The sequence below is a fragment of the Sphingobacterium hotanense genome (assembly GCF_008274825.1).
Lineage (GTDB): Bacteria > Bacteroidota > Bacteroidia > Sphingobacteriales > Sphingobacteriaceae > Sphingobacterium > Sphingobacterium hotanense.
The window spans coordinates 2,065,557-2,087,371 of record NZ_CP030848.1; the positions used below are offsets into that span (position 1 = coordinate 2,065,557).

General features: G+C 41.1%; 19 protein-coding genes. 9 read left to right on the plus strand and 10 right to left on the minus strand.

All coding sequences use genetic code 11. The features are described from left to right. Nucleotides 1-41: 41 nt before the first annotated feature. The 4 genes from DSM08_RS08520 to DSM08_RS08535 all read right to left on the minus strand — a co-directional run bounded on the left by DSM08_RS08520 (nucleotide 42) and on the right by DSM08_RS08535 (nucleotide 4,700). Nucleotides 42-1,280, minus strand: a complete 1,239-nt coding sequence (locus DSM08_RS08520) for a FecR family protein (protein WP_149525762.1) — start codon at nucleotides 1,278-1,280, stop codon at nucleotides 42-44. Nucleotides 1,281-1,360: 80 nt separating this feature from the next. Continuing rightward, entirely contained in the window at nucleotides 1,361-1,954 is a 594-nt protein-coding gene (locus tag DSM08_RS08525; RefSeq protein ID WP_149525763.1) for an RNA polymerase sigma factor, read from the minus strand. A 361-nt stretch (nucleotides 1,955-2,315) separates the two neighbouring features. Continuing rightward, on the minus strand, nucleotides 2,316-3,614 hold the full coding sequence (locus DSM08_RS08530; protein ID WP_149525764.1) for an acetylxylan esterase: 1,299 nt from the start codon (nucleotides 3,612-3,614) through the stop codon (nucleotides 2,316-2,318). A gap of 81 nt (nucleotides 3,615-3,695) precedes the next feature. Beyond that, on the minus strand, nucleotides 3,696-4,700 hold the full coding sequence (locus DSM08_RS08535; protein ID WP_149525765.1) for an alpha/beta hydrolase family protein: 1,005 nt from the start codon (nucleotides 4,698-4,700) through the stop codon (nucleotides 3,696-3,698). A 179-nt stretch (nucleotides 4,701-4,879) separates the two neighbouring features. On the opposite strand from DSM08_RS08535, the gene DSM08_RS08540 reads away from it, so the two are divergent. The 8 genes from DSM08_RS08540 to nagA all read left to right on the plus strand — a co-directional run bounded on the left by DSM08_RS08540 (nucleotide 4,880) and on the right by nagA (nucleotide 16,834). Then, entirely contained in the window at nucleotides 4,880-8,056 is a 3,177-nt protein-coding gene (locus DSM08_RS08540) for a SusC/RagA family TonB-linked outer membrane protein (protein ID WP_149525766.1), read from the plus strand. Nucleotides 8,057-8,072: 16 nt separating this feature from the next. Continuing rightward, the gene (locus tag DSM08_RS08545) at nucleotides 8,073-9,836 is read left to right on the plus strand and encodes a RagB/SusD family nutrient uptake outer membrane protein (protein WP_149525767.1); all 1,764 of its coding nucleotides are present in this window, start codon (nucleotides 8,073-8,075) and stop codon (nucleotides 9,834-9,836) included. A gap of 10 nt (nucleotides 9,837-9,846) precedes the next feature. Beyond that, entirely contained in the window at nucleotides 9,847-10,578 is a 732-nt protein-coding gene (locus DSM08_RS08550) for a 3-keto-disaccharide hydrolase (RefSeq protein WP_149525768.1), read from the plus strand. A gap of 3 nt (nucleotides 10,579-10,581) precedes the next feature. After that, complete coding sequence (locus tag DSM08_RS08555; RefSeq protein WP_149525769.1) at nucleotides 10,582-11,796, plus strand: Gfo/Idh/MocA family protein; 1,215 nt, start codon at nucleotides 10,582-10,584, stop codon at nucleotides 11,794-11,796. A 346-nt stretch (nucleotides 11,797-12,142) separates the two neighbouring features. Beyond that, the gene (locus tag DSM08_RS08560; protein ID WP_149525770.1) at nucleotides 12,143-13,576 is read left to right on the plus strand and encodes a Gfo/Idh/MocA family protein; all 1,434 of its coding nucleotides are present in this window, start codon (nucleotides 12,143-12,145) and stop codon (nucleotides 13,574-13,576) included. Between the two features lie 17 nt (nucleotides 13,577-13,593). Beyond that, on the plus strand, nucleotides 13,594-14,325 hold the full coding sequence (locus DSM08_RS08565) for a glucosamine-6-phosphate deaminase (protein ID WP_149525771.1): 732 nt from the start codon (nucleotides 13,594-13,596) through the stop codon (nucleotides 14,323-14,325). 23 nt (nucleotides 14,326-14,348) lie between these two features. After that, nucleotides 14,349-15,635: a sugar MFS transporter gene (locus tag DSM08_RS08570; RefSeq protein WP_149525772.1), complete on the plus strand. Its 1,287-nt coding sequence runs from the start codon at nucleotides 14,349-14,351 to the stop codon at nucleotides 15,633-15,635. Nucleotides 15,636-15,646: 11 nt separating this feature from the next. Then, complete coding sequence (gene nagA / locus DSM08_RS08575) at nucleotides 15,647-16,834, plus strand: N-acetylglucosamine-6-phosphate deacetylase (RefSeq protein ID WP_149525773.1); 1,188 nt, start codon at nucleotides 15,647-15,649, stop codon at nucleotides 16,832-16,834. Nucleotides 16,835-16,910: 76 nt separating this feature from the next. Here the strand turns inward: nagA and DSM08_RS08580 are convergent, their stop codons facing one another. From DSM08_RS08580 to DSM08_RS08600, 6 genes are all read right to left on the minus strand, one after another. Beyond that, the gene (locus tag DSM08_RS08580; RefSeq protein WP_187774018.1) at nucleotides 16,911-17,918 is read right to left on the minus strand and encodes a LacI family DNA-binding transcriptional regulator; all 1,008 of its coding nucleotides are present in this window, start codon (nucleotides 17,916-17,918) and stop codon (nucleotides 16,911-16,913) included. 117 nt (nucleotides 17,919-18,035) lie between these two features. Next, on the minus strand, nucleotides 18,036-18,386 hold the full coding sequence (locus DSM08_RS08585) for an SMR family transporter (protein WP_149525774.1): 351 nt from the start codon (nucleotides 18,384-18,386) through the stop codon (nucleotides 18,036-18,038). Beyond that, nucleotides 18,383-18,976, minus strand: a complete 594-nt coding sequence (locus DSM08_RS08590; RefSeq protein WP_149525775.1) for an HAD family hydrolase — start codon at nucleotides 18,974-18,976, stop codon at nucleotides 18,383-18,385. Before DSM08_RS08590 ends, DSM08_RS08585 begins: the two co-directional genes overlap by 4 nt. Next, nucleotides 18,969-19,190 (minus strand): UbiA prenyltransferase family protein, encoded by a 222-nt coding sequence (locus DSM08_RS19130; protein ID WP_223110886.1) that lies wholly within the window; start codon nucleotides 19,188-19,190, stop codon nucleotides 18,969-18,971. Before DSM08_RS19130 ends, DSM08_RS08590 begins: the two co-directional genes overlap by 8 nt. 97 nt (nucleotides 19,191-19,287) lie before the next feature. Continuing rightward, entirely contained in the window at nucleotides 19,288-19,851 is a 564-nt protein-coding gene (locus DSM08_RS19135; RefSeq protein ID WP_223110887.1) for a UbiA prenyltransferase family protein, read from the minus strand. Further along, the gene (locus DSM08_RS08600) at nucleotides 19,830-21,119 is read right to left on the minus strand and encodes a hypothetical protein (protein WP_149525776.1); all 1,290 of its coding nucleotides are present in this window, start codon (nucleotides 21,117-21,119) and stop codon (nucleotides 19,830-19,832) included. The genes DSM08_RS19135 and DSM08_RS08600 overlap by 22 nt, the downstream gene beginning before the upstream one ends. A gap of 303 nt (nucleotides 21,120-21,422) precedes the next feature. Between DSM08_RS08600 and DSM08_RS08605 the strand changes: the two genes are divergently transcribed. Beyond that, complete coding sequence (locus tag DSM08_RS08605) at nucleotides 21,423-21,788, plus strand: ISAon1 family transposase N-terminal region protein (RefSeq protein ID WP_149525777.1); 366 nt, start codon at nucleotides 21,423-21,425, stop codon at nucleotides 21,786-21,788. Nucleotides 21,789-21,815: the final 27 nt, after the last annotated feature.

Genomic DNA, 21,815 nt, shown 5'->3' on the forward strand with positions numbered 1-21,815 from the left:
AGGGCTCTATTGGTTAATTATCGAGCTGGTTCTTGTAAAGATTAAGGATTCACATAAACTCTCCTTTCTTTACTTGTAAATTTTAAAGTCGTATTCTTCGATAACACTTCTAATAATTCGTTTAAAGGAACATTTCTTGAGACATTTCCATAGATAAACTGATTTTGCATGCTTGTCATACCGAAAACAAATTCGACTCCATACCAACGTTCTATATCTTTTAAAACCGTGTAAATATTGGTGTTTTTATAGATGAAGCGATTGGATTTCCAACCGGTTATCACATCAGTTTCTACCTTACGCTTAATGAGCTCATTGTTTGATAGATAAGCCTGTTCTCCTGGATTTAGTATCAGACCCTGCTCATTACCGGATGCTTTAGCATCTGTGACTTTTACCTTACCCTCAATTAAGGTTGTCAGTTGTTGACTTTCATCAGGGTAAACGCGGATATTAAAATGTGTGCCGAGTACTTCGACAACTTGCTTATCGGTTATTACTTGAAAAGGTGCATTCGGTCTTTTTTGGACTTCAAAATACGCTTCACCGCTTAAGGTAACTTGGCGGCTATCTTCCGCGAAATTTACTGGGAACTTTAAGGAAGACCGGCTGCTGAGATAAACTTTAGAACCATCGGGGAGGAGGAAAGAAGTGAATCCGCCGGTTGAAGTTTGGACCGTGTTAAATGCAACTTTTGTTTTCGGTAATTCAGCATCTGAATTGGTTTCGAATAATAGCTCATTACGATCATTCTTAACGACCTTGTATGCATCGTCTTCAAATAATACACCTGAAGCATCCTCCCGTATGATGATCTCTTTCCCATTCGGCAAAGTGATGATAGACTCGTTTTCTGCAGGAACAATAGATTGTTGAACGGCTAAAGTGTGCTGAGCAACTTGCTTATCCGTTTGGAGCTTCCATATTATACCGAGTCCAAGGAATAGAACTACCGCCGCAGCAATCCATTTCCACGGATTGATTGAACGTTTTTCAGTTAGAAGCGGAATTACGTTCGCATCATTCTCATTCGCACATTCCTTAGCTATATCTCCCCAAATTCTTGTGATCTCCGAATCTAAATCTCGACCGTTTGAATGGCCCAACTTGGCATCTACATATAAATCAAAAGGGCGAAGGTCGAGTTCAGCGAATACAGCTTCTAATTCAGAAGTAGACAATTCGTTGACCAACAAAAAGAACTGCTGAAACTCGTCCTTACTGAGGCTATTGTTGACATATTTTTTAAGTAATTCTGCAAAAACTGGAGAACTTGACATAATCTAGTGATCGGTTATTTAATGTTATTACGTTAACCAAATCAAAAAGACACTAGTGGAAAATGAAAAAAAAACAGAAATTAAATCAATTCATTGATAATGAATAATATAAAATACAAATGATTCTTGTTGTTCATTAATAATTCGCGAACTGATTTAACAGCAGCCGTTAGGTGATTGGACACCGTTGATGCGGATACCTGCAATATAGGGGCCGCTTCGGCATAGGAATAGCCTTCTAATTTGCAAAGTCTGAATACACGTTGCTGTTGCAAGGGGAGTTGCTCGATAACTTGATCTATAATCTTATTTTTCTCTTTTATTAGATATTCCTCTTCTACAGAAAGGCCATAAACCATGCTGTTGTTCCAGATTTCTTCTTGCTTCTTTAGATTTTTTGCGACTTGACGCAGATAATCGATTGATAAATTATTAGCGATCTGGTATAGGTAGGATTGAAAGGATTTTTCCAAATTGATTTGCTCACGACCATTCCAAACCTTAATAAAGGTCATCTGAAGAATATCAAATGATTGTTCCTCATTTTTAGTGATCGATTGGATGTAGCGGTAAAGTGGTTTTGAATATTTTAAATAAACGGCTTCAAACGCTTTTACATCTCCTTCGACTATCCCTTTTATCGTTAGATCCAACGGCCTTAAATCGGATGGCATTTTTGTATTTAGTGCTTTTGAAATGAAGTTGAAATTATATAAATTTTCTATGAGAACATACAAGAAAGTTGAAAATATTCAAATTGTCAAGCAAACTTTTGATAAATCCTTCTTTTTGAACCACAAAGGAGCGTAAAAATTTATACTGTTATTTTAAATTGTATCGTATGCCTAGAACAACATGTAGTTCATGAAAATAAAAATCTGCCTGAGATTGTTGAGGATTGTCGGAAGATATGCGGATTTTAATTAGGAGACAAAAAAGAAAAACTTGTCTCTAGGAAAGTATGTTATTTATTTTCTTAGGGACAAGCTTTTTGATAGGAATATCTGCCTAAAGCAGAATTACTTTTGGATTTTCTTATTTCTTCACTTTCGCTTTTTCCAGAACCCAATTCAATATTTTATCCTGCTGTTCTTGGAATGTCCAGTGTCCGGTTTCTTGTACCAGATAAAGGTCTCTCGGTGCGTTGATTAAGTTATACGCTGCGTAGTAGGAGGTTGGAGGGCAGGTTTCATCATTATATCCCCAGGTGTAGAATCCAGGGACTTTGACTTGCCTAGCGAAGTTTACCACATCATAATAAGCAGAGTTTTTAATTTTTACATCTGTAGCCATAAATGGCGCATTTTGTTTATTGAACATATGTGGCCATCCACCGGCGCGATTGTGCAAATAGCCCGTTACATCACTTAGTGCCGGATATAGGGCTACCAGATGTTTGACACGCTTGTCCAAACCTGCCGTAGTAATCGATAAGGCACCACCTTGACTACCGCCCCATACAGTTAGGTTGTTTTTATCCACCTCTTCTAATTGCGTTAAGAAATCGACAGCGCGAATACAACCTAAGTAAACTCGCTTATAATAATACTGATCTTTATCGTCTAAATTGAAGAAAGGATAGCTTCTTAAAGCTCCGGCAGACAGGGAATTGTATAGTTCTGTTTCATGCGTTACAGGAATACCGTGGATACCGATCTGAAGTGTGACTAAGCCTTTCTCCGCAACAGATACCATACCCGCATAAGGACGAATGCCGGCTCCAGGCACTTGTAGTACTGCTGGGTATTTACCAGCTTTCTTTGGCTTGGATAAGATGCCATAAACGCGGCTGTTATTGATGTTCGAAAAATTAACATGATAAACATCAACCGTTGCTGTTGAAAGCTCAGGAAGCAATGTCATCTTCGGATCTAGAGCAATATTCTTTAATGCATCGATTTCTTTATTCCAGAACGACGTAAAATCATTTGGAAGAGTCTGCGTTGGCTGTATTTTATCGGGGCTGATTGCAGCAGTTGCAATTCCTCTATATTCTTGACCATCGTATTTGTATTTTACCTCGCAGCGAATAAAGCCGGGCTTTTCGCCTTTTAATGGTTTTCCGACTTGAACCTCCGATCCGTTGACTTTTAGATTCCCGGATTGTAAAGGTTCCATCTTTTCCCAGCCGATGGTATAACTTACATCAGCATCTTGAATCGGCACCTGATGTTTGACAATCGATACTTTAAAGCTTATTTCTTCATTGTTGGCATAGGTCCAATCCGCCTTGTTGGGCGTTACTAATACCTGAATTAGCTGGTTGCTTCTCGATTGTGCAAAACTGAAGTTCCAAAGGGACACAAGCACAAGCAAGGATAGTAGAAATCTCATTCCTGAATTAATGTACATGGTTTAGAGTTTAAGGTTTTATAAATGTTGCTGCAATTTAATGAAAATTCAAATAAACTAAGATTAGAATATGCGTTCTAAAAGGTTTTCATCCGGCATCTCATGGCCACCGTCGAATATGATGACCTCGACTTTATTCTCATATTGTTTTCTATAGATAATGTCTTTTCCCATAAAGGCTTTCGATTCCACTTGGAAGTTTGGACTAGTCCGTCGTTTCAATAAGGTATAGCTATCCTCCACAGGGATAAGTCGTTTGCCTGCGTCTTTATCGAAATCCTTTACGACTTTGTTATATAATTCCAGACTATGCGAAATAGGAACCGAACCGGTATAACCATCGTTGATCCCCGCATAAATGTGTAATGTCGCGTCTTTTCGTTGTTTTACTGGAGTTGGCATCAAGAGGACCGAACGCTTTCTGGCCTCTTCGAAATTTGGCTTATCGTTCCGGCCTCCCGTAATGCGAACAATATCCTTTGCATATCCATTTTTGCGACCCAGCGATTCATAATACCAATCCTCCAAGTTGTATATCCCCACGAAAGCATGGAAGGACTTTATCGGATGTTTGCTGCGCATATACGTTAATCCACATGCGAAGCCGCCTCCGCTGACGCCTACTACATGAATATTGTGACGATCAACTTGAAGAGAATCTAAAGCCCATTGAATTGCATCGTCAATGTCCTGTATTACCAGCTCGCTACCTGCAGCCTCCGGTCTTTTATTAGGACCACGAAAATCCGGATGTAAATAATTGACGTCGGCCTGCATACAGTATTTCAGTAATGGATCTCTTTGAGTGAAGTTGCCGCCCCAGGTATGCAAACTGATAATCAATGGTCGTTTTTCCTTGCTCTTACTTTGGTATAGATAAGATTGCTGAATACTAGCGTCCTTTGTTGATTTAATTCCAATTTGTCGTGTTTCAATAGGCCAGGTTCCGCTAGCCCTATCATCCCAATTGACCTTGCTTTGTGCATTTAAACATACTACGGGTAGTTTTATTGCAAAGCAAACCATCAGCATGCCGACCTTTAAGAAATTGGTATAAGTTTTTTTCATAATAGAGGCTGTTTTAACACAAGTTACTTCATTTTCCGATGATTTATTTTAAAAATCGTCGGAAACGCTGTCGGTAATATTTCTGTGATAATTCAATTATTGAAAGAAGTTTCTTTTTATCATTGTGTACGGACACAATAGCTATATTCGATCCTATAACCTTTACAAAAAACTGAATTATGAGAAAAGACTACTTGTTTTTCTTGGCAGTATCCGCGGCACTCAGCCCAACGCTTCTGCACGCAAAGATTCCGATCAAAACGTACCATGAGTTTAAACTTCAACAGGCGCAAACCTTCGAGGTTCGTGGGCAAGTTGTATCCTCGGAAAGCAACGAACCACTGGCAGGTGTAACCATATCTGTGGCAGGCTCTACAAAAAAGACAGCAACTGATGATCAAGGTAATTTCACAATCGAAGTGAAACAAGGGGATAAACTATACTTCAATATGTTGAACTTCAGTACTTATGAATATACCGTCACACGAGCTGAAAGCAATTTACAAATTAAGCTTCAAAGTACTACTGCTGACCTAGATGAAGTTGTGGTCATTGGATACGGTACGGCGAAGAAGAGCGATCTGACGGGTTCAATAACTCGCGTGGATGCAAACCAATTTAAAAATCAACCGACAACACAGTTGACAGAGATGCTAAATGGTACAGTTGCGGGTTTTATTTCCAACCAGAGTACTCGCGCTTCCGGCGAAAGCGATATGGAAGTGCGCGGGCCGAAATCATTGAATGCATCCACTAGCCCAATGATCGTATTGGATGGTGTTATCTTCAATGGTAGTATTGCGGATATCAATCCTTCAGACATTGAAACGATGGATATCTTGAAAGATGCGAGTTCAACGGCGGTTTATGGTGCGCGAGCTGCAGCTGGTGTTATTCAAGTAACGACTAAAAAAGGCGTTACAGGAACTCCGCGAATTACGATGGAGGCTAATTTTGGTGTGGCGAATTTAATGCACGCATTCAAGCCGTATGACGGACCAGGATACATTCAATTCAGAACCGACGTTATGCGCGGCTACAATCCAACTAAGCCTAATTTCTACTATAATAATCCAAACAACCTGCCTGACGGTGTAACGCTCGAGCAATGGAGAACGGCTAGTAATAATCCGCAAGCAGATAATACCCGCGAATGGTTAAGCCGATTGAATTTCTATGATATCGAAGTGGATAATTATATGGCTGGAAAAGAGATTTATTGGCTGGATGAGGTTTTCAGACAAGGTCTTAAACAGAATTATAACTTAAATATATCAGGGGGTGCGGAGAAGGTAAAATACTATTGGTCACTCGGTTATCAAGATAATGAAGGGATCATGCTAGGTGATGATTTTAATACGATTCGAAGCCGTATCAATACCGATTTTACCATCACAAACTGGTTATCTGCAGGTATCAACGCGCAGTTTGCAGATAAAAATCAAACCCAGATTATCCCGAGTATCAATGCCATGTTCAACATGAGTCCTTACGGAAGTATGTATGATGAAGATGGAAATTTGGTTTGGTATCCTAACAGTTTTGCTGTGGCTACGCCATTGATCAATAACCTCGGTGGTCAGGACCAGAAAAATAAGATCAACAGCTTATTTTCATCTGTCTATATGAATATTAAACTACCGTTTGATATCAATTATAAAGTTTCCTTCCAGCCACGATATGAGTTTGCAAAACTCTATGATTTCTATCCTTCAACTACTGTTACAGGAGGATCTACCTATAAAGATGGGTATGCAAAGCGCGAAGAGGAATCGAGCTTTGAATGGATGCTAGATCATTTGGTGCATTGGAACAAAAAGTTTGGAATGCATCAGCTTGACGTGACGTTGTTATACAGTGCGGAGAAGATCGATAGTTGGCATTCGATCTTAACGAATCAGAGCTTTAGTCCAAACCAGTGGTTAGGCTATCACGGGATTCAATTTGGATCGGATCATAAAGTAGCATCAGAAGATAAAAGAGCCACTGGCGATGCAGCAATGGCACGTTTGAATTATACGCTAAACGATAAATACTTATTCACAGCATCTGTCCGTCGCGACGGTTATTCGGCATTTGGGAAAAAGAATCCAAGAGCGGTATTTCCAGCTTTTGCCTTCGCATGGAGACTATCTCAAGAACCTTTCTTCAATGTCGATCAAATCAATGATTTAAAAATACGTGCTTCGTGGGGTAGAAACGGTAACCGCTCTATCGGAGAATATGCAGCTTTAGCAACGGTCAATTCAAACCGTTATTATAATGGAGTGACGACACAAATTGGGGTTTTCAATAATACGCTTTCGAACTATGACTTAAAATGGGAGCAAACTGAATCTTACAATTTGGGAATTGACCTAGCCATGTTCAAGAATAGATTGAGTATTACGGCTGATGTTTACGACATGACGACAGTCGATTTGTTGATGAACAGAAAACTGCCTGAGATTACTGGTTATACCAGTATTGTATCCAATCTCGGTAAACTGAGCAATAAGGGTTGGGAACTTTCAATCAATACGGTTAACATCGATAGAGAAAATTTAAGATGGAATAGCAGTTTCGTTTATTCAGGAAATAGAAACAAAATTGAAGAACTGTTTGGCGACTTCGGCGAAACGACCATTAGTGGAGTAACGGGTTATCAAGAATTGCCAGACTATACCAACGAATGGTTTCCTGGTCAATCAATCGACGCAATCTGGACCTATAAGATAAATGGAATATGGCAAGCCGAAGAAGCCGAAGAAGCAGCGAAATATGGCTTGAAACCAGGAGATTTTAAAGTGCAAGATCTCGATGGAAACTTCAAATATGATGCGTTAATTGACAAGCAGTTTATTGGATATGAACGTCCTCGTCATCGACTAGGTTTAAGAAACTCGATCGATTTCTTGAAAAACTTTAACGTTACTTTCTTTTTAAGAGCGGAACTAGGTCATCTGGGCAATCTGCAGGAAGCGCAGCGCGCAGGAGGTACCGATACGTATGACAAACGCAGTACCTATGATCTCCCATATTGGACAGCAGAAAACAGAAATAATGATTATCCAAGACTGAATGCTCTAACAACGGTTTTTGGTGGCGGTATACGTACATATAAGTCTGCAGCTTTCTTGCGCTTGCAAGATTTATCTTTCTCTTATACCGTTCCTTCAAACACGTTGGAACGTCTTAAAGTTAAGAACTTACGAATTTTCCTAGCGGCGCGAAACGTCTTTACGATAGACAAATGGCCGGGCTGGGATCCAGAAACAGCCTATCCAGGGGCAGATCCGACGACCACATATACCAATGCGTTGAATGCGATGCCTATGCCACGTACATTTTCTGCCGGCGTAAATTTCTCACTATAATTTAAACTGAAATATCATGAAAAAACTAAATATAATCATAGCGGGATTCTTTCTGACGATCATAACGCTCTCTTGTAGCAAATCCTGGCTAGATCCAGAGCCGCTTTCGTTTTACACGCCCGAAAATGTTTATCAGGATCCACAAGGCTTAGCTTCTCTCGCTGTCACGTTGAAGAGGGATTTGAAGCAAGAGACGCACAATATGAACAAAGGATTACATAATCTAATTATGGAGTTCGCTGCTTCTGATTTGGGATCCCCTTGGTCACAACTTGATTTTTACAAATTGACTCCGAACAATGATGTGTATTACAACTTCCTGAAAATGTTTGTCTTAATGTTTGAAAATGTGAAGAATTGTAATGTTTTGATTTCAAAATGCGAGACGGTTCAATTTAAAGACGATAATGAAAAGAACGCGATGCTTGCACAGGGACTTTTCTATCGTTCTTATTGGTACTATCGTCTGGTTCATAGTTATGGCGATGTCCCATTTATTGGTGAGGAAATCGAAGGAGCCAAATTAGATTTTCAATCGCATAGTCGCACAGCAATTTTGAAGAAAATTCAAGCAGATTTAGAATTTGCTGCACAATGGCTTCCAGTTTCGGCAGCGGCAGGCGAACTGACCAAGGGAGCTGCTAATCACTTATTGACCAAAGTATATCTCGCGAACTTGGAATTTGATAAGGCTATCGCTACAGCAAGTGCTGTCATCAATGGGCCCTATGCTTTAATGACGGAGCGCTTTGGTAAAGACGCGGCGAACACGTACAGAAACGTTATGTGGGATTTGCATAGGCCTGAGAACGTGTCGCTGGCAAACAATAAGGAAACTATTTTGGCAACAATAGACCGCTTTGAAGCGCCTGCTGATGCTCGTTCTGCCGGCTTGTTTACTATGCGCTACTACGGATGTTCATGGTTTCAGGCGCCTGTGCGCGATAGTGAGGGGAAAGCAGGCATGGTTGCTTCAGGTCCAATGTACGACTCATTGGGAAGAGGGAATGCGAATGTGCGCTTGACCGGATTTTACCAATACGATACTTGGTCGTATAAAGGCGCGACATGGAAAACAACGACCGATTTAAGAAGAGCTGATGCAAACTGGGTGGACAACCATGAGTATAAATATAACAACCCGAATTCAAAAGATTTTGGAAAACCAGTAAACCCAGCATACTTCGCAGATCCACTGGATACGTTCCGTAGTATTTATGCGGTTCCGCATTATAAATTATACGCTCCGGAGCAGAATAAAACCGCAATCCCACAAGGAGGAAACGGCGACTTCTATGTATTTAGATTAGCAGAAACTTATCTGTTGCGTGCTGAAGCCTATTTCTGGAAGGGACAATTGGATTTGGCCGCTGAGGATATCAATAAAGTTAGAACCCGTGCGAAGGCCTTACCAATGACGGCTGCGGAAGTAACGGTAGATTTTATTATGGATGAGCGTGCAAGAGAGTTGTTTACCGAGGAGCCACGGCATTCAGAAATGGTCAGGATTTCGTTCATCTTAGCGGCGAAGAACCTACAGGGCTATTCCTTAGCGAATTTCTCGGAGAAGAATTATTACTTCGATCGCGTGAAGCGGAAGAATCCTACCTACGATCAGAAAATCTCGATGTTAGGAAACGTGGCTAATATTGCTCCATTCCATGTGCTTTGGCCAATTCCTTCTACAGTGATTACTGCCAATACAAAAGGTGTGATCAATCAGAACAAGGGCTATGATGGAGCTGAAAGAAATGTGCCACCAATTGAAACAATCCCTTAATCGAGCAACTATGAAAATAATCAGTGCAATCCTATTAGGGCTACATTTAACGGCTTCGCCAAATATTGAAATTCCGAAAGTATCGAGCTCCGTTGAAATGTGGCAATCTAAGGGCCAGTGGGAAACCCTATTTGATGGAAAAGATGCTTCCAAACATTGGACTAGTGTCAAGGGCGGAGGCTTTCCAACGCAAGGTTGGAAAGTCGAGGATGGGGTTTTGAAACTCGTTCCTGGTCAAAAAGGAGGCGACATCATCAGCAAAAAGGTTTACAGCGATTTCATTCTAGAAATGGAGTTCAAATTGGATAAAAACACTAACTCTGGTGTGAAGTATCTGGTGAGCCCTTTGCAAACGAAGGCTGGAAAGGTTGAACTAAACGGCCCGGAATATCAGATGATCGATGATTTTAACCATGAATCAGTCAAAGGTGGCATCAGTCCAAAGACGGAAACCGGATCGGCCTATTTGCTCTATGCGCCCGATAAGAACAAAGTGCTTAGGCCACACGGACAGTGGAACAAAGCGAGAATTGTTGTCAAGGGTAATTCGGTTGAGCATTGGCTGAATGGTAAGAAGATCTTAAGTTATGAACGCGGTACGGATGAGTTTCGTGCCTTGGTCGCAGGAACAAAGTTTGAAATGTATAGCTCGCGGTATGGCGAAGCAGTTTCAGGACATATTATGCTGACGGATCACCAGGATGCTTCTAGCTTTCGAAATATTCGGATTAAAAGAATTTAAACTATGAAAGATAACCATATTTCCAGAAGGAAGTTTATTGAAAATAGCAGTATTGCACTCTCGGGGATCGCCGTATTACCGGGTAACCTAAGTCTCTTTGGATTATCAAATGCAGCGAAGAGATTACGGATAGGGGTAATCGGTGTAGGAAGTCGTGGCAGAGGCTTATTAAGCCTACTTAAAGATATCAAAGACGTGGAGGTCGCTGCAATCTGCGATCTCCGCGAAGACAATATCCTTGCGGCAAAGAAAATGATAGCCCCCTCTGCAAAAGTCTATAAGGACTATAAAGAGTTAGTAAAAGATAAAAAGGTTGATGCCGTAATTATTGCGACGCCTTTGTATCTGCATTATCCGATGGCAGTGGATGCCTTGCAAAATAAAAAACACGTCTACCTGGAAAAGGCGATCTCCTATGATATTCCGCAAGCGATTGATTTAGTGAAGCAAGTGGAACGGTCGGGGATGGTCTTTCAGGTGGGACATCAATACCGATACTACGGATTATATAAACGCATCAAAGAGATTATCGATAAAGGATGGCTAGGAAAGGTGCTGCATTATGAATGTCAGTATCATCGCAATTCAAACTGGCGTTTTCCGGTTCCCGCGGGCATGGATGAGCGCTTCGTGAATTGGCGGATGTACAAGGCCTCCAGTGGCGGACTGATGACTGAGCTATGCGGTCACCCTATCGATGTGGTGAACTGGATGGTTGGTGCTGCGCCTTTGCGAGTAACCGGTATTGGGGGAGTGGATTATTGGAAAGATGGTCGAGAGAACTATGACAACGTCCGAGTGGTTTATGAATATCCTAATGGCGTAAAGTCTAGCGTTTCTTCCATCTTGTCGAATGCCTATAAGGGTTATGGTATTCGTATACTTGGCGATAAAGGATCAATTATAGTGACGCAAGATCAAGCCCGTTTATTTTCGGAGAATGTAAAAAGAGAAATAGGGACTGTCGATGGCGTGACGGGTGCTACGAAGGCTGTTCATTACGGCGACGGCGAAATAGTAGACTTTTCAGATTTAGATCCATTGAAAAAGGACCCTACTTACTACGCTTTGGTCGACTTTTTGGAATGTATTCGGACAGGGAAGAAGCCTGCTGCGGATGTGTATACAGGCAGAGATGTTGCGATTGCGAGCCACATGGCGAATATTGCGATGGAAACGCATCAGGAACAAGTGTGGAAGCCGGAGTATAGTATTTAGTTCATCATTCAATCAACATATCAACCTATACAATGCATCGGAGCATAGAGCAGTATCGAGCCTTGATAAACCCTTTCAAAGCCCAATCAATCCCAATTCGCAATGGTTATGATTGGGGTTTGTATTGGGTTTGAAAGGGCTTTGAAAGGGTTTAAAGCAAATCTAGTTACGACGCCTGCAGGAAGATGCGGTAAACAGTGTTGAACCCTTTTTGTGCAGCTACTAAAACATTTTATAAAAAACAATTACCGATAACGGTGCCGTAGATTAGGATAGAAGAGGCTTGGATATCGTCTACAATTCCCGTTTCTTTAATTAAATATCCTACTAACCAAAACTTAATATTATGTCAACAGATAGAAGATCATTTCTTAAGTTATCTGGACTTGCCGGTCTAGGTATTCTTTCCAACAAAGTCTCTGCAAGTCCGTTGGACGAGCAAAGTAACTATCATCAAATTCTTCGAGAGTCTCAGCAAAGCTATAAGCCAATATTTAATATGTCGGGTTATGCTGCACCAGCCTTATCCACGGTACGTACCGGTTTTGTGGGCGTTGGAAATCGTGGTTCGGCAGCGGTTTACCGTTTGAGTATGATTGAAGGCGTATCCATCAAGGGGATTTGTGATATCCGTGATGAGAAAGCACAAGCGGCGAAAAAGCGTATTGTGACTTCCGGTCATGAAGCAAAGATATATAGCGGTAAGGCGGAGTCGTGGAAGGAGATGTGTCGCCGCGACGATATCGATTTTGTTTATATCGCTACCAACTGGGCTCTGCATGCGGAGATGGCTATCTATGCGATGGAACAAGGGAAGCATGTTGCGGTTGAGATTCCAGCGGCAGTGACGATTGAGGAATGTTGGCAGTTGGTCATGACTTCAGAACGCACTAAAAAACATTGTGTTATTCTGGAGAATTGCTGTTATGATTTCTTTGAGATGCTGACGCTGAATTTGGCAAGACAAGGCTTTTTCGGTGATATTGTTCACTGTGAAGGCGCTTATATCCACGATATCTTGGAAAGTCTGTTCAAAGATGAGGCGCGATTTGAGAAATGGCGCTTGATGGAGAATGCAAAGCGCAACGGAAACCTATATCCAACACATGGTTTGGGCCCGATTGCTCAAGTTCTTAAAATCAACCGTGGCAATAAGATGGAATTCATGACTTCGATGGCTTCGAATGATTTCTCCCTTCGACCAAAGACGGAAGAGTTGGCAAAGACCAATAAGGAATTTGAGAAGTATCTTAAATATCCTTTTCGTGGTAACATGAATACATCAACGATTAAGAATAATGACGGCAGTACCATTATGCTTCAGCATGACGTAAGTACACCAAGACCTTATTCGCGCATACATTTAATTTCAGGAACAAAGGCTTTTGCTCAGAAATATCCATTGCCTGCGAAATTGGCTATTGGGCATGAAAAATTCATGGATGATGATGAGTTCAAGAAAATTGAGGCGGAGAACACGCCGAAGATCATCAGTCAGATTGGTGAGATGGCGAAAGAAGTAGGGGGGCATGGAGGCATGGACTTTATCATGGATTGGCGCCTGATCGACTGTTTGCGTAATGGCTTACCTGTTGATATGGATGTTTATGATGCGGCTTCTTGGTCGTCTATTGCACCGCTGAGCGAATGGTCGGTAGCGAACGGTTCAAAACCCATTGCTATTCCTGACTTTACGATGGGCCGTTGGAAAGCCAATAAAGTCCACAATATCCATTTGGAAACAGGGGGCAATACCAAAGTATTAAAATCGAATAAATAACTTAAAGCTTAGAGAATATGAATGTAGAAATTTTCCCGGATCGGGAATCTTTAGGGGCTCATGCTGGAGCAAAGGGAGCGGAACTGATTAAAGAAGTTATCCGTGAGAAAGGCGAAGCAAATATCATTTTGGCTACGGGGCAAAGTCAGTTTGAGACATTGGAGACTTTGATAGAAGATAAGGAAATAGATTGGTCTAAAGTCCGTATGTTTCATTTGGATGAATATATCGGTATGCCGATTACGCACAAAGCAAGCTTTAGGAAATATTTGAACGAGCGGTTTGTTGATAAGGTCGGAACTTTGAAAGAAGTGGTGCTTATTAATGGAGAAGGGGATGCGCAGGAAGAGTGCAACCGCTTAGGAGATATTATTAGAAATTACCCAATCGATGTGGCCTTCGTTGGAATCGGTGAGAATGGTCACTTAGCATTCAATGACCCGCCGGCAGATTTTGACGTAGAAGATCCTTACCTCGTTGTCGACTTGGATGCTATTTGCAGACAGCAGCAAATGGGCGAGGGATGGTTTAATAGCATCGATGAAGTGCCATTGCAGGCAATTTCGATGTCTATCAAGCAGATCATGAAGTCGAAAAAAATAATCTGTGCTGTACCCGATGAGCGGAAGGCGCTTGCGGTGAAGAACTGTCTGACGAAAGAAGTTTCCAATCTACATCCGGCGAGTATTTTGCAAAATCATCCTGCTTGCTATTGCTATTTAGACAAAGGATCAGCTTCTTTGCTATAATCTTTAAACCTTTAACCTAACTTATGAACGCACAAGTTTTAGATAGACGCACTACCTTAATTTCCATAGGCATCATTGGGACGATGTTCTTTGTCTTCGGGTTTGTATCCTGGGTCAATGCCATTTTAATCCCATATTTTAAGATTGCCTGTGAGCTGACGAATTTTCAATCTTATTTAGTTGCCTTTGCTTTCTATATTTCCTATTTGGTTATGTCTATGCCGTCGTCTTATCTACTCAAGCGCGTTGGTTATAAAAGGGGGATTACGATTGGTTTCTGGATCATGGCTGTGGGCGCTTTATTGTTCGTGCCGGCGGCTTACGGCAGAACATATGCGATATTTTTGCTCGGCTTGTTCACGCTAGGCTCTGGCCTTGCGGTATTGCAGACTGTAGCGAATTTATATATCACCATGATCGGTGAGAAGGAGCGTGCAGCACAGCGTATTAGTATAATGGGGATATGCAACAAAGGGGCCGGGATTCTGGCCCCCCTTGCGTTCTCTTGGGCTATTCTGCGCCCGACGGATAATGAGTTGTTCAAGCAGATTCCTTTAATGGATGAAGTGACGAGAGCACAAACGCTCGACGAGCTTATTTTGCGTGTCGTAGTGCCTTATATAGTCGTTGCTGCGGTATTATTTCTGATAGGGCTTTTCGTGAAATATTCACCGTTGCCTGAAATTGAAAACCGGGAGGAAGACAAAGATGCCGAATCGAAGTCTGGTGTTTTTCAGTTTCCTAACTTGGTATTAGGAGCTGTCGCTATCTTTCTGCATGTCGGGACACAAGTTATCGCCATTGACACCATTATTAATTATGCGGGTGCAATGGGGCTTTCCTTGTTAGAAGCTAAGGCATTACCGTCTTATGTATTGACGGCAACGATTATTGGCTATCTTTTGGGTATCACCTTGATACCTGCACTGATATCACAAAAACGCATGCTGCAAATATGTTCAATCGTTGGGCTAATCTTATCCTTATTAGTTTGCCTAGTGAGCTATCAAGTGAATTGGCTCGGCCATCATTTGGATGTGTCCATTTGGTTTTTGGCGATGATCGGAGTTCCTAATGCTTTGATATGGGCCGGTATTTGGCCATTGGCATTAGATGGACTTGGCAAATACGCAAAACAGGGTTCCGCTCTCTTAATTATGGGGCTATGTGGGAACGCGATATTGCCGATGATCTACGGGTTGGTTGCAGATTCTCACGATGTAAAAACGGCTTATTGGGTATTAGTTCCATGTTTTTTGTATATTGTGTTCTATGCCTTCATCGGGCACCGTTTTAAATCTTGGAAATAATCAACCTAACGATGATCAGTATAATTAATGTGAAAATTATTACCCCTTTTCGAGTTATTGAGAAGGGTTATGTGAGTATTGAAAATGGCCGGATCGTGGCTGTTGAGGAATCAACAGATTGGCCCAAAGCGAGTAGTAATCACGAAATTGTCGATGCGCAAGGGCATTACTTGTCGCCGGGCTTTATCGATATTCATATTCACGGTGGTGGCGGTTCGGACTTTATGGATAACGACATTGATGCCTATCTTAACATTGCGGAAACGCATGCGCGTTTTGGTACGACGGCTATGTTGCCTACCACCTTAACCAGCGAACAAGATTTACTCTTGGAAACGTTTGAGGTTTACGCAAAATCGTTGGAGAAGAATGAAAAAGGAGCGAGGTTCTATGGTCTGCACCTGGAAGGGCCATACTTTGCGATGGAACAGCGCGGTGCTCAGGATCCTCGATATATTCGGAATCCTAATCCTGAGGAATATGAGCCCATCTTGTCTAAATACAAGCATTTGATAGCTCGATGGAGCGCAGCACCGGAATTGCCAGGAGCGTTGACCTTTGGGCAGCGGGTCTGCGAAGAGGGGATTTTATTGGCTTTAGCACATACGGATGCGGTTTACGACGAGGTGGTAAAAGGAGTGGAGGCTGGTTATAAATTAGCGACGCATCTTTACTCCGGCATGTCGGGTATGACGCGACGGAATGCATACCGATATGCAGGTGCGATAGAATCCTGCTTACTGATTGATGATATCGATGTGGAAATTATTGCGGATGGGACACACCTGCCGGAGCCATTTTTGAAACTGATCACGAAGGTTAAGGCGAAGAATCAAATTATTTTGATTACCGATGCGATGCGTGCAGCAGGAACTGATGCGACAGAAAGTATCTTGGGTAGTAAAGAAAATGGTCTTGCTGTGGTGGTGGAAGATGGGGTTGCTAAACTTCCGGATCGTAAATCCTTTGCGGGAAGCGTAGCGACGGCTGATCGATTGATTCGCACGATGACAAAGATAGCTGGTTTGGAACTTAAAGATGCTGTGCATATGCTTACCGTTAATCCTGCGAGAATATTAGGTTTACAGCATCAGATTGGAGCGATCAGCAAGGGCTTACAAGCTGATTTGATATTGTTTGATGAAAATATCCAGGTTCAAAAAACCATGATAGAAGGTCGCTTCGTTTATGAGAAGTAATAGACGTGGGTTTATTGATTAATTAACATATAGTTGGTAGCCACTTCGAGAACGAAGTGGCTATTTTTTTTGAATGTTAAGTAGAATCTCTTGCAATGAGTCGGCATGGGATAAGTACTGAACGCGGCTCGAACTGTTTATTTTTGATATGCTTGATCAATAGTTCACAACTTTGCTCGCCAATTTGAAAGGCCGGTTCCTCTACGGTTGTCAAATTAGGCTCTATCACGGTGCACATGGGGTCGTTTGTAAATCCGATAACGCCGACTTCCTCTCCGACACGTTTTTTAGCGTCTTTCAGCGCTTGAATTGCTCCAATAGCCTTACGGTCGTTTACAGCGAATATCGCATCAGGAAGTTCTTCTAATGCCAGCAATTGCTGAGTGTCGGCATAGCCATGCTGAGGAGAGAATCCGGAATGTATGATATACTGTTCATAAACGGGAATTTGAGCTTGTTTCAAAGCACTTAAATATCCCCTTAATCTTTCTTGTGTGAATTTGAGGCTTTCCGGCCCTGCTAGGTGTGCTATGCGCTTGTATCCTTTTCGAATTAGATGGCTTGTCGCCAGGAACGCTCCTTCAAAGTCGCTTTGCATCACTTTGGATGCATTGATTTCATTCGGAACGCGGTCAAAGAATACTAAGGGAAGGCCTTCATTTATTAGTGATTCGAAGTGCTCTATGCTGCTGGAATTTGAGGATAAAGATATCAAAAGACCATCAAGGCTTGCGAGGTCCAGGTTTTCGATGAGTTGTTTTTCGCGCTCTTCTTCATCATTGGTCACAAATAGAATGATATTGTATCCGAGTTGATAGGCTGCTTCTTGTATTCCGGATATGACCGTGCTGAAATAATAGTTTGTAATAAACGGGATGATAACGCCAATGTTTTTGGTGCTTCCGGAGGCTAGTGCAGCGGCATTTTTATTGGGTTTGAAATTGAGTTCTTTGGCCAGCTTGAGTACTTTTTCTTTGGTTTCCGGGTTGATGTCATGCGCATCGCGCAATGCTCTAGATACCGTAGAAACAGAGATGCCCAGCATTTCGGCAATATTCTTGATTCCAAATCCTTTCTTGATCATAAATAGCTTTTAGGTTTTGCCGTAAGATAGCTAACCTGAAGGAAGATTACAAGAATTGAGGGAGAGGATGCACTCGTTTGACTGGCGATATTGGGAGAGGATGTATAGCTTTTTTATTTAACGTGCGATAAAATATACCCCAGAAATGATCAAGGTAATGCCAATTACTTTTGATAGGGTGATTGGCTCATGAAGAAAAAAATATCCGAGGATCAGCGATGCGATGTAACCTAAGCTCACGAGGGGATATGCTCGACTTAGTTCTAATTTGGAGAGTACATCTAGCCAAAATACCAAGCTTAAGCCATAACAGAGCAAGCCGCCCCACAAAAAAGGAGTGGCAGTTAACTGTTTAAACTTTTCTATTGCTTGCGTAGCAGTGCCCAATAATGCGGCTTTCTTGAGTAGGAGCTGAGCGACCGCGCCGAGACCGATACTTAGAATCAGGCTGAGTAGGTATGTTTTCATTTGAAATAGTTATAATGTCCTTTATCAGCATATTTTATCATCGCCTTATCTCCGTTGCTGTCTCCAAATGCTGTGATTTGGAAGGAAGATCTGTCGTCAATTAAACTTTTTATCCTCACGACCTTTTCGTCGCCATGACAGTTGTTGGATGAAAAATTTCCTGTAAGTTTTCCGTATTCGTCGATTTCAATCTCAGTAGCTAGTATTATTTCAATATTTAGTCGCTCTGCGAAACATTTTACCCAATTTTGAATGCTTGCTGATACAATGGCTTTTTCGGCTTTGGACTGTTCTAAGTAGGTCAATGCTGAAGGGCGCATGATTTCAAGAAATCGGCTATCGCAGTAGGATTGGCAAAGTTTGTTGAAACTATCGATATCCGTTCCCTTGAAAAAGTGTTTGAAGATCTTCTGTTTAGTTTTGGCATTGGAATAAAGCTTCACTTTCATCAAGAACAGATGGGGTAAATACATTCCAAAGCCTAGCAATAACTTTGCGATTCCAAACTGGAACTTGATCAGATCGACGAAGGTATCCTTGCGGGTTAATGTTCCGTCAAAGTCAAATAACTCGAGATGCTTTTTATTCATTTAAATAGATGATTAGGTAGAAGGATAGGATCCAGAGTAGGAGGCCTGATTGGATAAAGCGATCTTTGAGGAGTATTTCTGTAGGGCTTCCGGTTCTTTCATAAACAAGTGCTAATTGTAAATATCGAACGATTCCGCCTAAAACAAAGATAGTGGTCAAATAGATATGCGGTGAGTTAAAGCGTTCAATTACTTCAGGGGATACGGTGTACATGATATAGCAAACAATGGTTATTCCTCCAAGTAAGCACAATACTTGGTTGATAAACTCTAGGTTATATCGATTAGTATTCTTTCGGAGGACTGTGCCGTTATTTTTTTGTATTACCAAATCGTCGCGACGCTTTGCAAAGCCAATGAAGAGTAAGCAAAAAGGTCATGATGATAATCCAATGTGTCAATTCAATATTTGTTGCCGATCCGCCCATTAATATTCTTAAGACGAATCCTTTTGCAATTATCATCACGTCGATAATAGCGATCATTTTTAGAAGGAAACAGTATAAAATATTTAATACGAAGTAACATACAAGTATGAATATTTGTTGCCACATGTTGGTCTGCGACAACAAATAGATTATTGAAAATGCCAAAACAACTAAAACCACGCAGATAATGATTGCTGTTCGGATGGAGACCGCGCCTGAGGCGATTGGTCGATATCGTTTTTTCGGATGTTTTCTATCTTCTTCGATATCCAAGATATCGTTAATACAGTAAATAGCGCTTGCTACGAAGCTAAAAGCGACGAACGCTAAGAGGCAATTCGCTAGTAAATCCTTGTTTCCAAGCTCGCCGGCGAAGAAAAGCGGCAAGAACACAAATAGGTTCTTGGTCCAATGTTTAGGCCTTATTAGTGCGAATAAATTTCCCATGCTCTTATTGCTTTTTGATAGAATCTGCCAGCGATCGAGACCTTAAAGGCTTCGTCTAATTTTATCCCTGCGGGTGAGTAAGTGAGAAAAAAGAAGATGGTAAATATGTATATTCCTTTATTGAAGATCCATTTATTCCGTGGATTATACACTGTGGCTGAAATACGATTAGAAAATGGTCTAAGCGCGTTTAACACTCCGGTGTTTTTTGCAATTATTCCTGAGAATTTATCGTATATAAATATGGTAGTTAAGTTCAGGTATGCAAATAGCCTTAAATAATCGCATGACAAGACCGTAAAGAGTGGCAACATCAGCATGAAAACACTTAACCAGATAGTTATAAAGATTTCAAAGTTTTCTTGCTGCGATAATTTAGGGTATTTAAAATTGCAGTTCGCAAATACATAGATTATTACGACGAATATGAGTAAGAAAAAGAAGATGCCCGGAATTCCAAAGTTGTCAGTGTTAAAGAAGTTCAAATCTAAGTGAAATTTGGCAGTTTCTAATGTGTCCCAACCTAGCGCCCTTATTGATAGCATTTTTTCAATGGAAACATCCGCCCCATATTGACTTTGCAAATAGGGGCGCCATGAGTCGAATATGCTATCGGCAATTGTCTTGTCGCCTTTATTTAAGAAATTGATTAAGTTGCTTCCCAACAAGGGTGTTAGTGATACGGATTTCTTAATCCAACCATTTTGAGCATTGATAGGATCCGTAAAAAAATATATTAACAGTTGTATTGGAGCTCCATAAAACAAGAAGGCTTCATGTAGGAATATTCCCAGAATAAGTAATGCTTGCCAGTATAGGAGTGAAGAAAGCTTCTTGTTTTTTTGATAATTATATAAATGATAAATCGAGTAGTAAGCGATCAAAAGTAAGAGCGGATCTTTCCGTAATCCTGAGAAATGAGGATGGAAGTAGAAGATACTTACCCCGATAATGGGCAGAGCAGCATAGAATAACCGAATACCGACTCTTTTTAATGTCTTAAGAAATATTACGCTTAACCAAAGGATGCTAATCGTGGATATCGACTTGATAAGCATTTCTGGTCGAAGATCAAATGAAGAATTTATCTGAAAAAGGACTTCTCCAGCAAATCCTCTTCGAACAATACCAGCTTGGTAGTTAACAAGCCATTCCGATAGCGCATCAGTTCCCCACATCCCGTTTAACAGTTCAGTTTGCAGTACCTTAAGACCTAATACGCTGTATAAGATGATTATAAATATGAAAACAATGCGATTAAAGTTCATTGTTAAGAAATTAATCTATAGAAGATGTAAATATGATGTGATTGCAAATATGATATCTTTATTAATTAATTTATAAATTATTAGGGTATTTATGAAAGAGTATCGAAAATAGGTAATCTCTATGTTTAGTTTGAGAGAGTTTTCCTTTGATGTAATATGGAATGGATGGTAGTTGTAAATGGCAGAATCTTCGCGCAGGAGAATGAAATTTAGGCTGGGATCTTTTTGGAAAAACGGGTCATGTACAAAAGTTGTGGAGGGGATAAAAAATAATTAGATATTTGTGTTTTGATATTTATACAGATGCACGAATCTTTCAACGCGTTAATGCCCTTAATTATTCCCGAAGGAGTTTCCGATTATTTTGAGATGACCCACTATTCCAAAGAAGAAAAAAGACTGGATATCTTTCTGGAGGAACTCAATAATACACCTGAAGAATATCAAGGCCAGAAGTTGATTTCCAAGGGGTTTTTCGAACCCGTTACCCTTCAAGATTTTCCTATCCGTGGCATGCAGGTCTATCTTCATGTCAAGCGCCGCAGGTGGCTCAATCAGGATACCGATAAAGTAGTCTACAGAAATTGGGAACTAGTAGCCAAAGGGACGCGCATCACACAGGATTTCGCAGCTTTTTTAAAAGGTATCAGCGGACAACCAGGCTCATAGCATTCAGACCATCAGTTCATTCTATGG

Excerpts from the sequence above, each read along its gene's own strand:
- DSM08_RS08520 (WP_149525762.1), bottom strand. The coding sequence starts at position 1,280 with ATGTCAAGTTCTCCAGTTTTTGCAGAATTACTTAAAAAATATGTCAAC.
- DSM08_RS08570 (WP_149525772.1), top strand. The coding sequence starts at position 14,349 with ATGAACGCACAAGTTTTAGATAGACGCACTACCTTAATTTCCATAGGC.
- DSM08_RS08545 (WP_149525767.1), top strand. The coding sequence starts at position 8,073 with ATGAAAAAACTAAATATAATCATAGCGGGATTCTTTCTGACGATCATA.
- DSM08_RS08600 (WP_149525776.1), bottom strand. The coding sequence starts at position 21,119 with ATGAACTTTAATCGCATTGTTTTCATATTTATAATCATCTTATACAGC.
- DSM08_RS08525 (WP_149525763.1), bottom strand. The coding sequence starts at position 1,954 with ATGCCATCCGATTTAAGGCCGTTGGATCTAACGATAAAAGGGATAGTC.
- DSM08_RS08550 (WP_149525768.1), top strand. The coding sequence starts at position 9,847 with ATGAAAATAATCAGTGCAATCCTATTAGGGCTACATTTAACGGCTTCG.
- DSM08_RS08605 (WP_149525777.1), top strand. The coding sequence starts at position 21,423 with ATGCACGAATCTTTCAACGCGTTAATGCCCTTAATTATTCCCGAAGGA.
- DSM08_RS08555 (WP_149525769.1), top strand. The coding sequence starts at position 10,582 with ATGAAAGATAACCATATTTCCAGAAGGAAGTTTATTGAAAATAGCAGT.
- DSM08_RS08585 (WP_149525774.1), bottom strand. The coding sequence starts at position 18,386 with ATGAAAACATACCTACTCAGCCTGATTCTAAGTATCGGTCTCGGCGCG.
- DSM08_RS08535 (WP_149525765.1), bottom strand. The coding sequence starts at position 4,700 with ATGAAAAAAACTTATACCAATTTCTTAAAGGTCGGCATGCTGATGGTT.
- DSM08_RS08590 (WP_149525775.1), bottom strand. The coding sequence starts at position 18,976 with ATGAATAAAAAGCATCTCGAGTTATTTGACTTTGACGGAACATTAACC.
- DSM08_RS08565 (WP_149525771.1), top strand. The coding sequence starts at position 13,594 with ATGAATGTAGAAATTTTCCCGGATCGGGAATCTTTAGGGGCTCATGCT.
- DSM08_RS19130 (WP_223110886.1), bottom strand. The coding sequence starts at position 19,190 with ATGTACACCGTATCCCCTGAAGTAATTGAACGCTTTAACTCACCGCAT.
- DSM08_RS08530 (WP_149525764.1), bottom strand. The coding sequence starts at position 3,614 with ATGAGATTTCTACTATCCTTGCTTGTGCTTGTGTCCCTTTGGAACTTC.
- DSM08_RS08560 (WP_149525770.1), top strand. The coding sequence starts at position 12,143 with ATGTCAACAGATAGAAGATCATTTCTTAAGTTATCTGGACTTGCCGGT.
- DSM08_RS08580 (WP_187774018.1), bottom strand. The coding sequence starts at position 17,918 with ATGATCAAGAAAGGATTTGGAATCAAGAATATTGCCGAAATGCTGGGC.
- DSM08_RS19135 (WP_223110887.1), bottom strand. The coding sequence starts at position 19,851 with ATGGGAAATTTATTCGCACTAATAAGGCCTAAACATTGGACCAAGAAC.
- DSM08_RS08540 (WP_149525766.1), top strand. The coding sequence starts at position 4,880 with ATGAGAAAAGACTACTTGTTTTTCTTGGCAGTATCCGCGGCACTCAGC.
- nagA (WP_149525773.1), top strand. The coding sequence starts at position 15,647 with ATGATCAGTATAATTAATGTGAAAATTATTACCCCTTTTCGAGTTATT.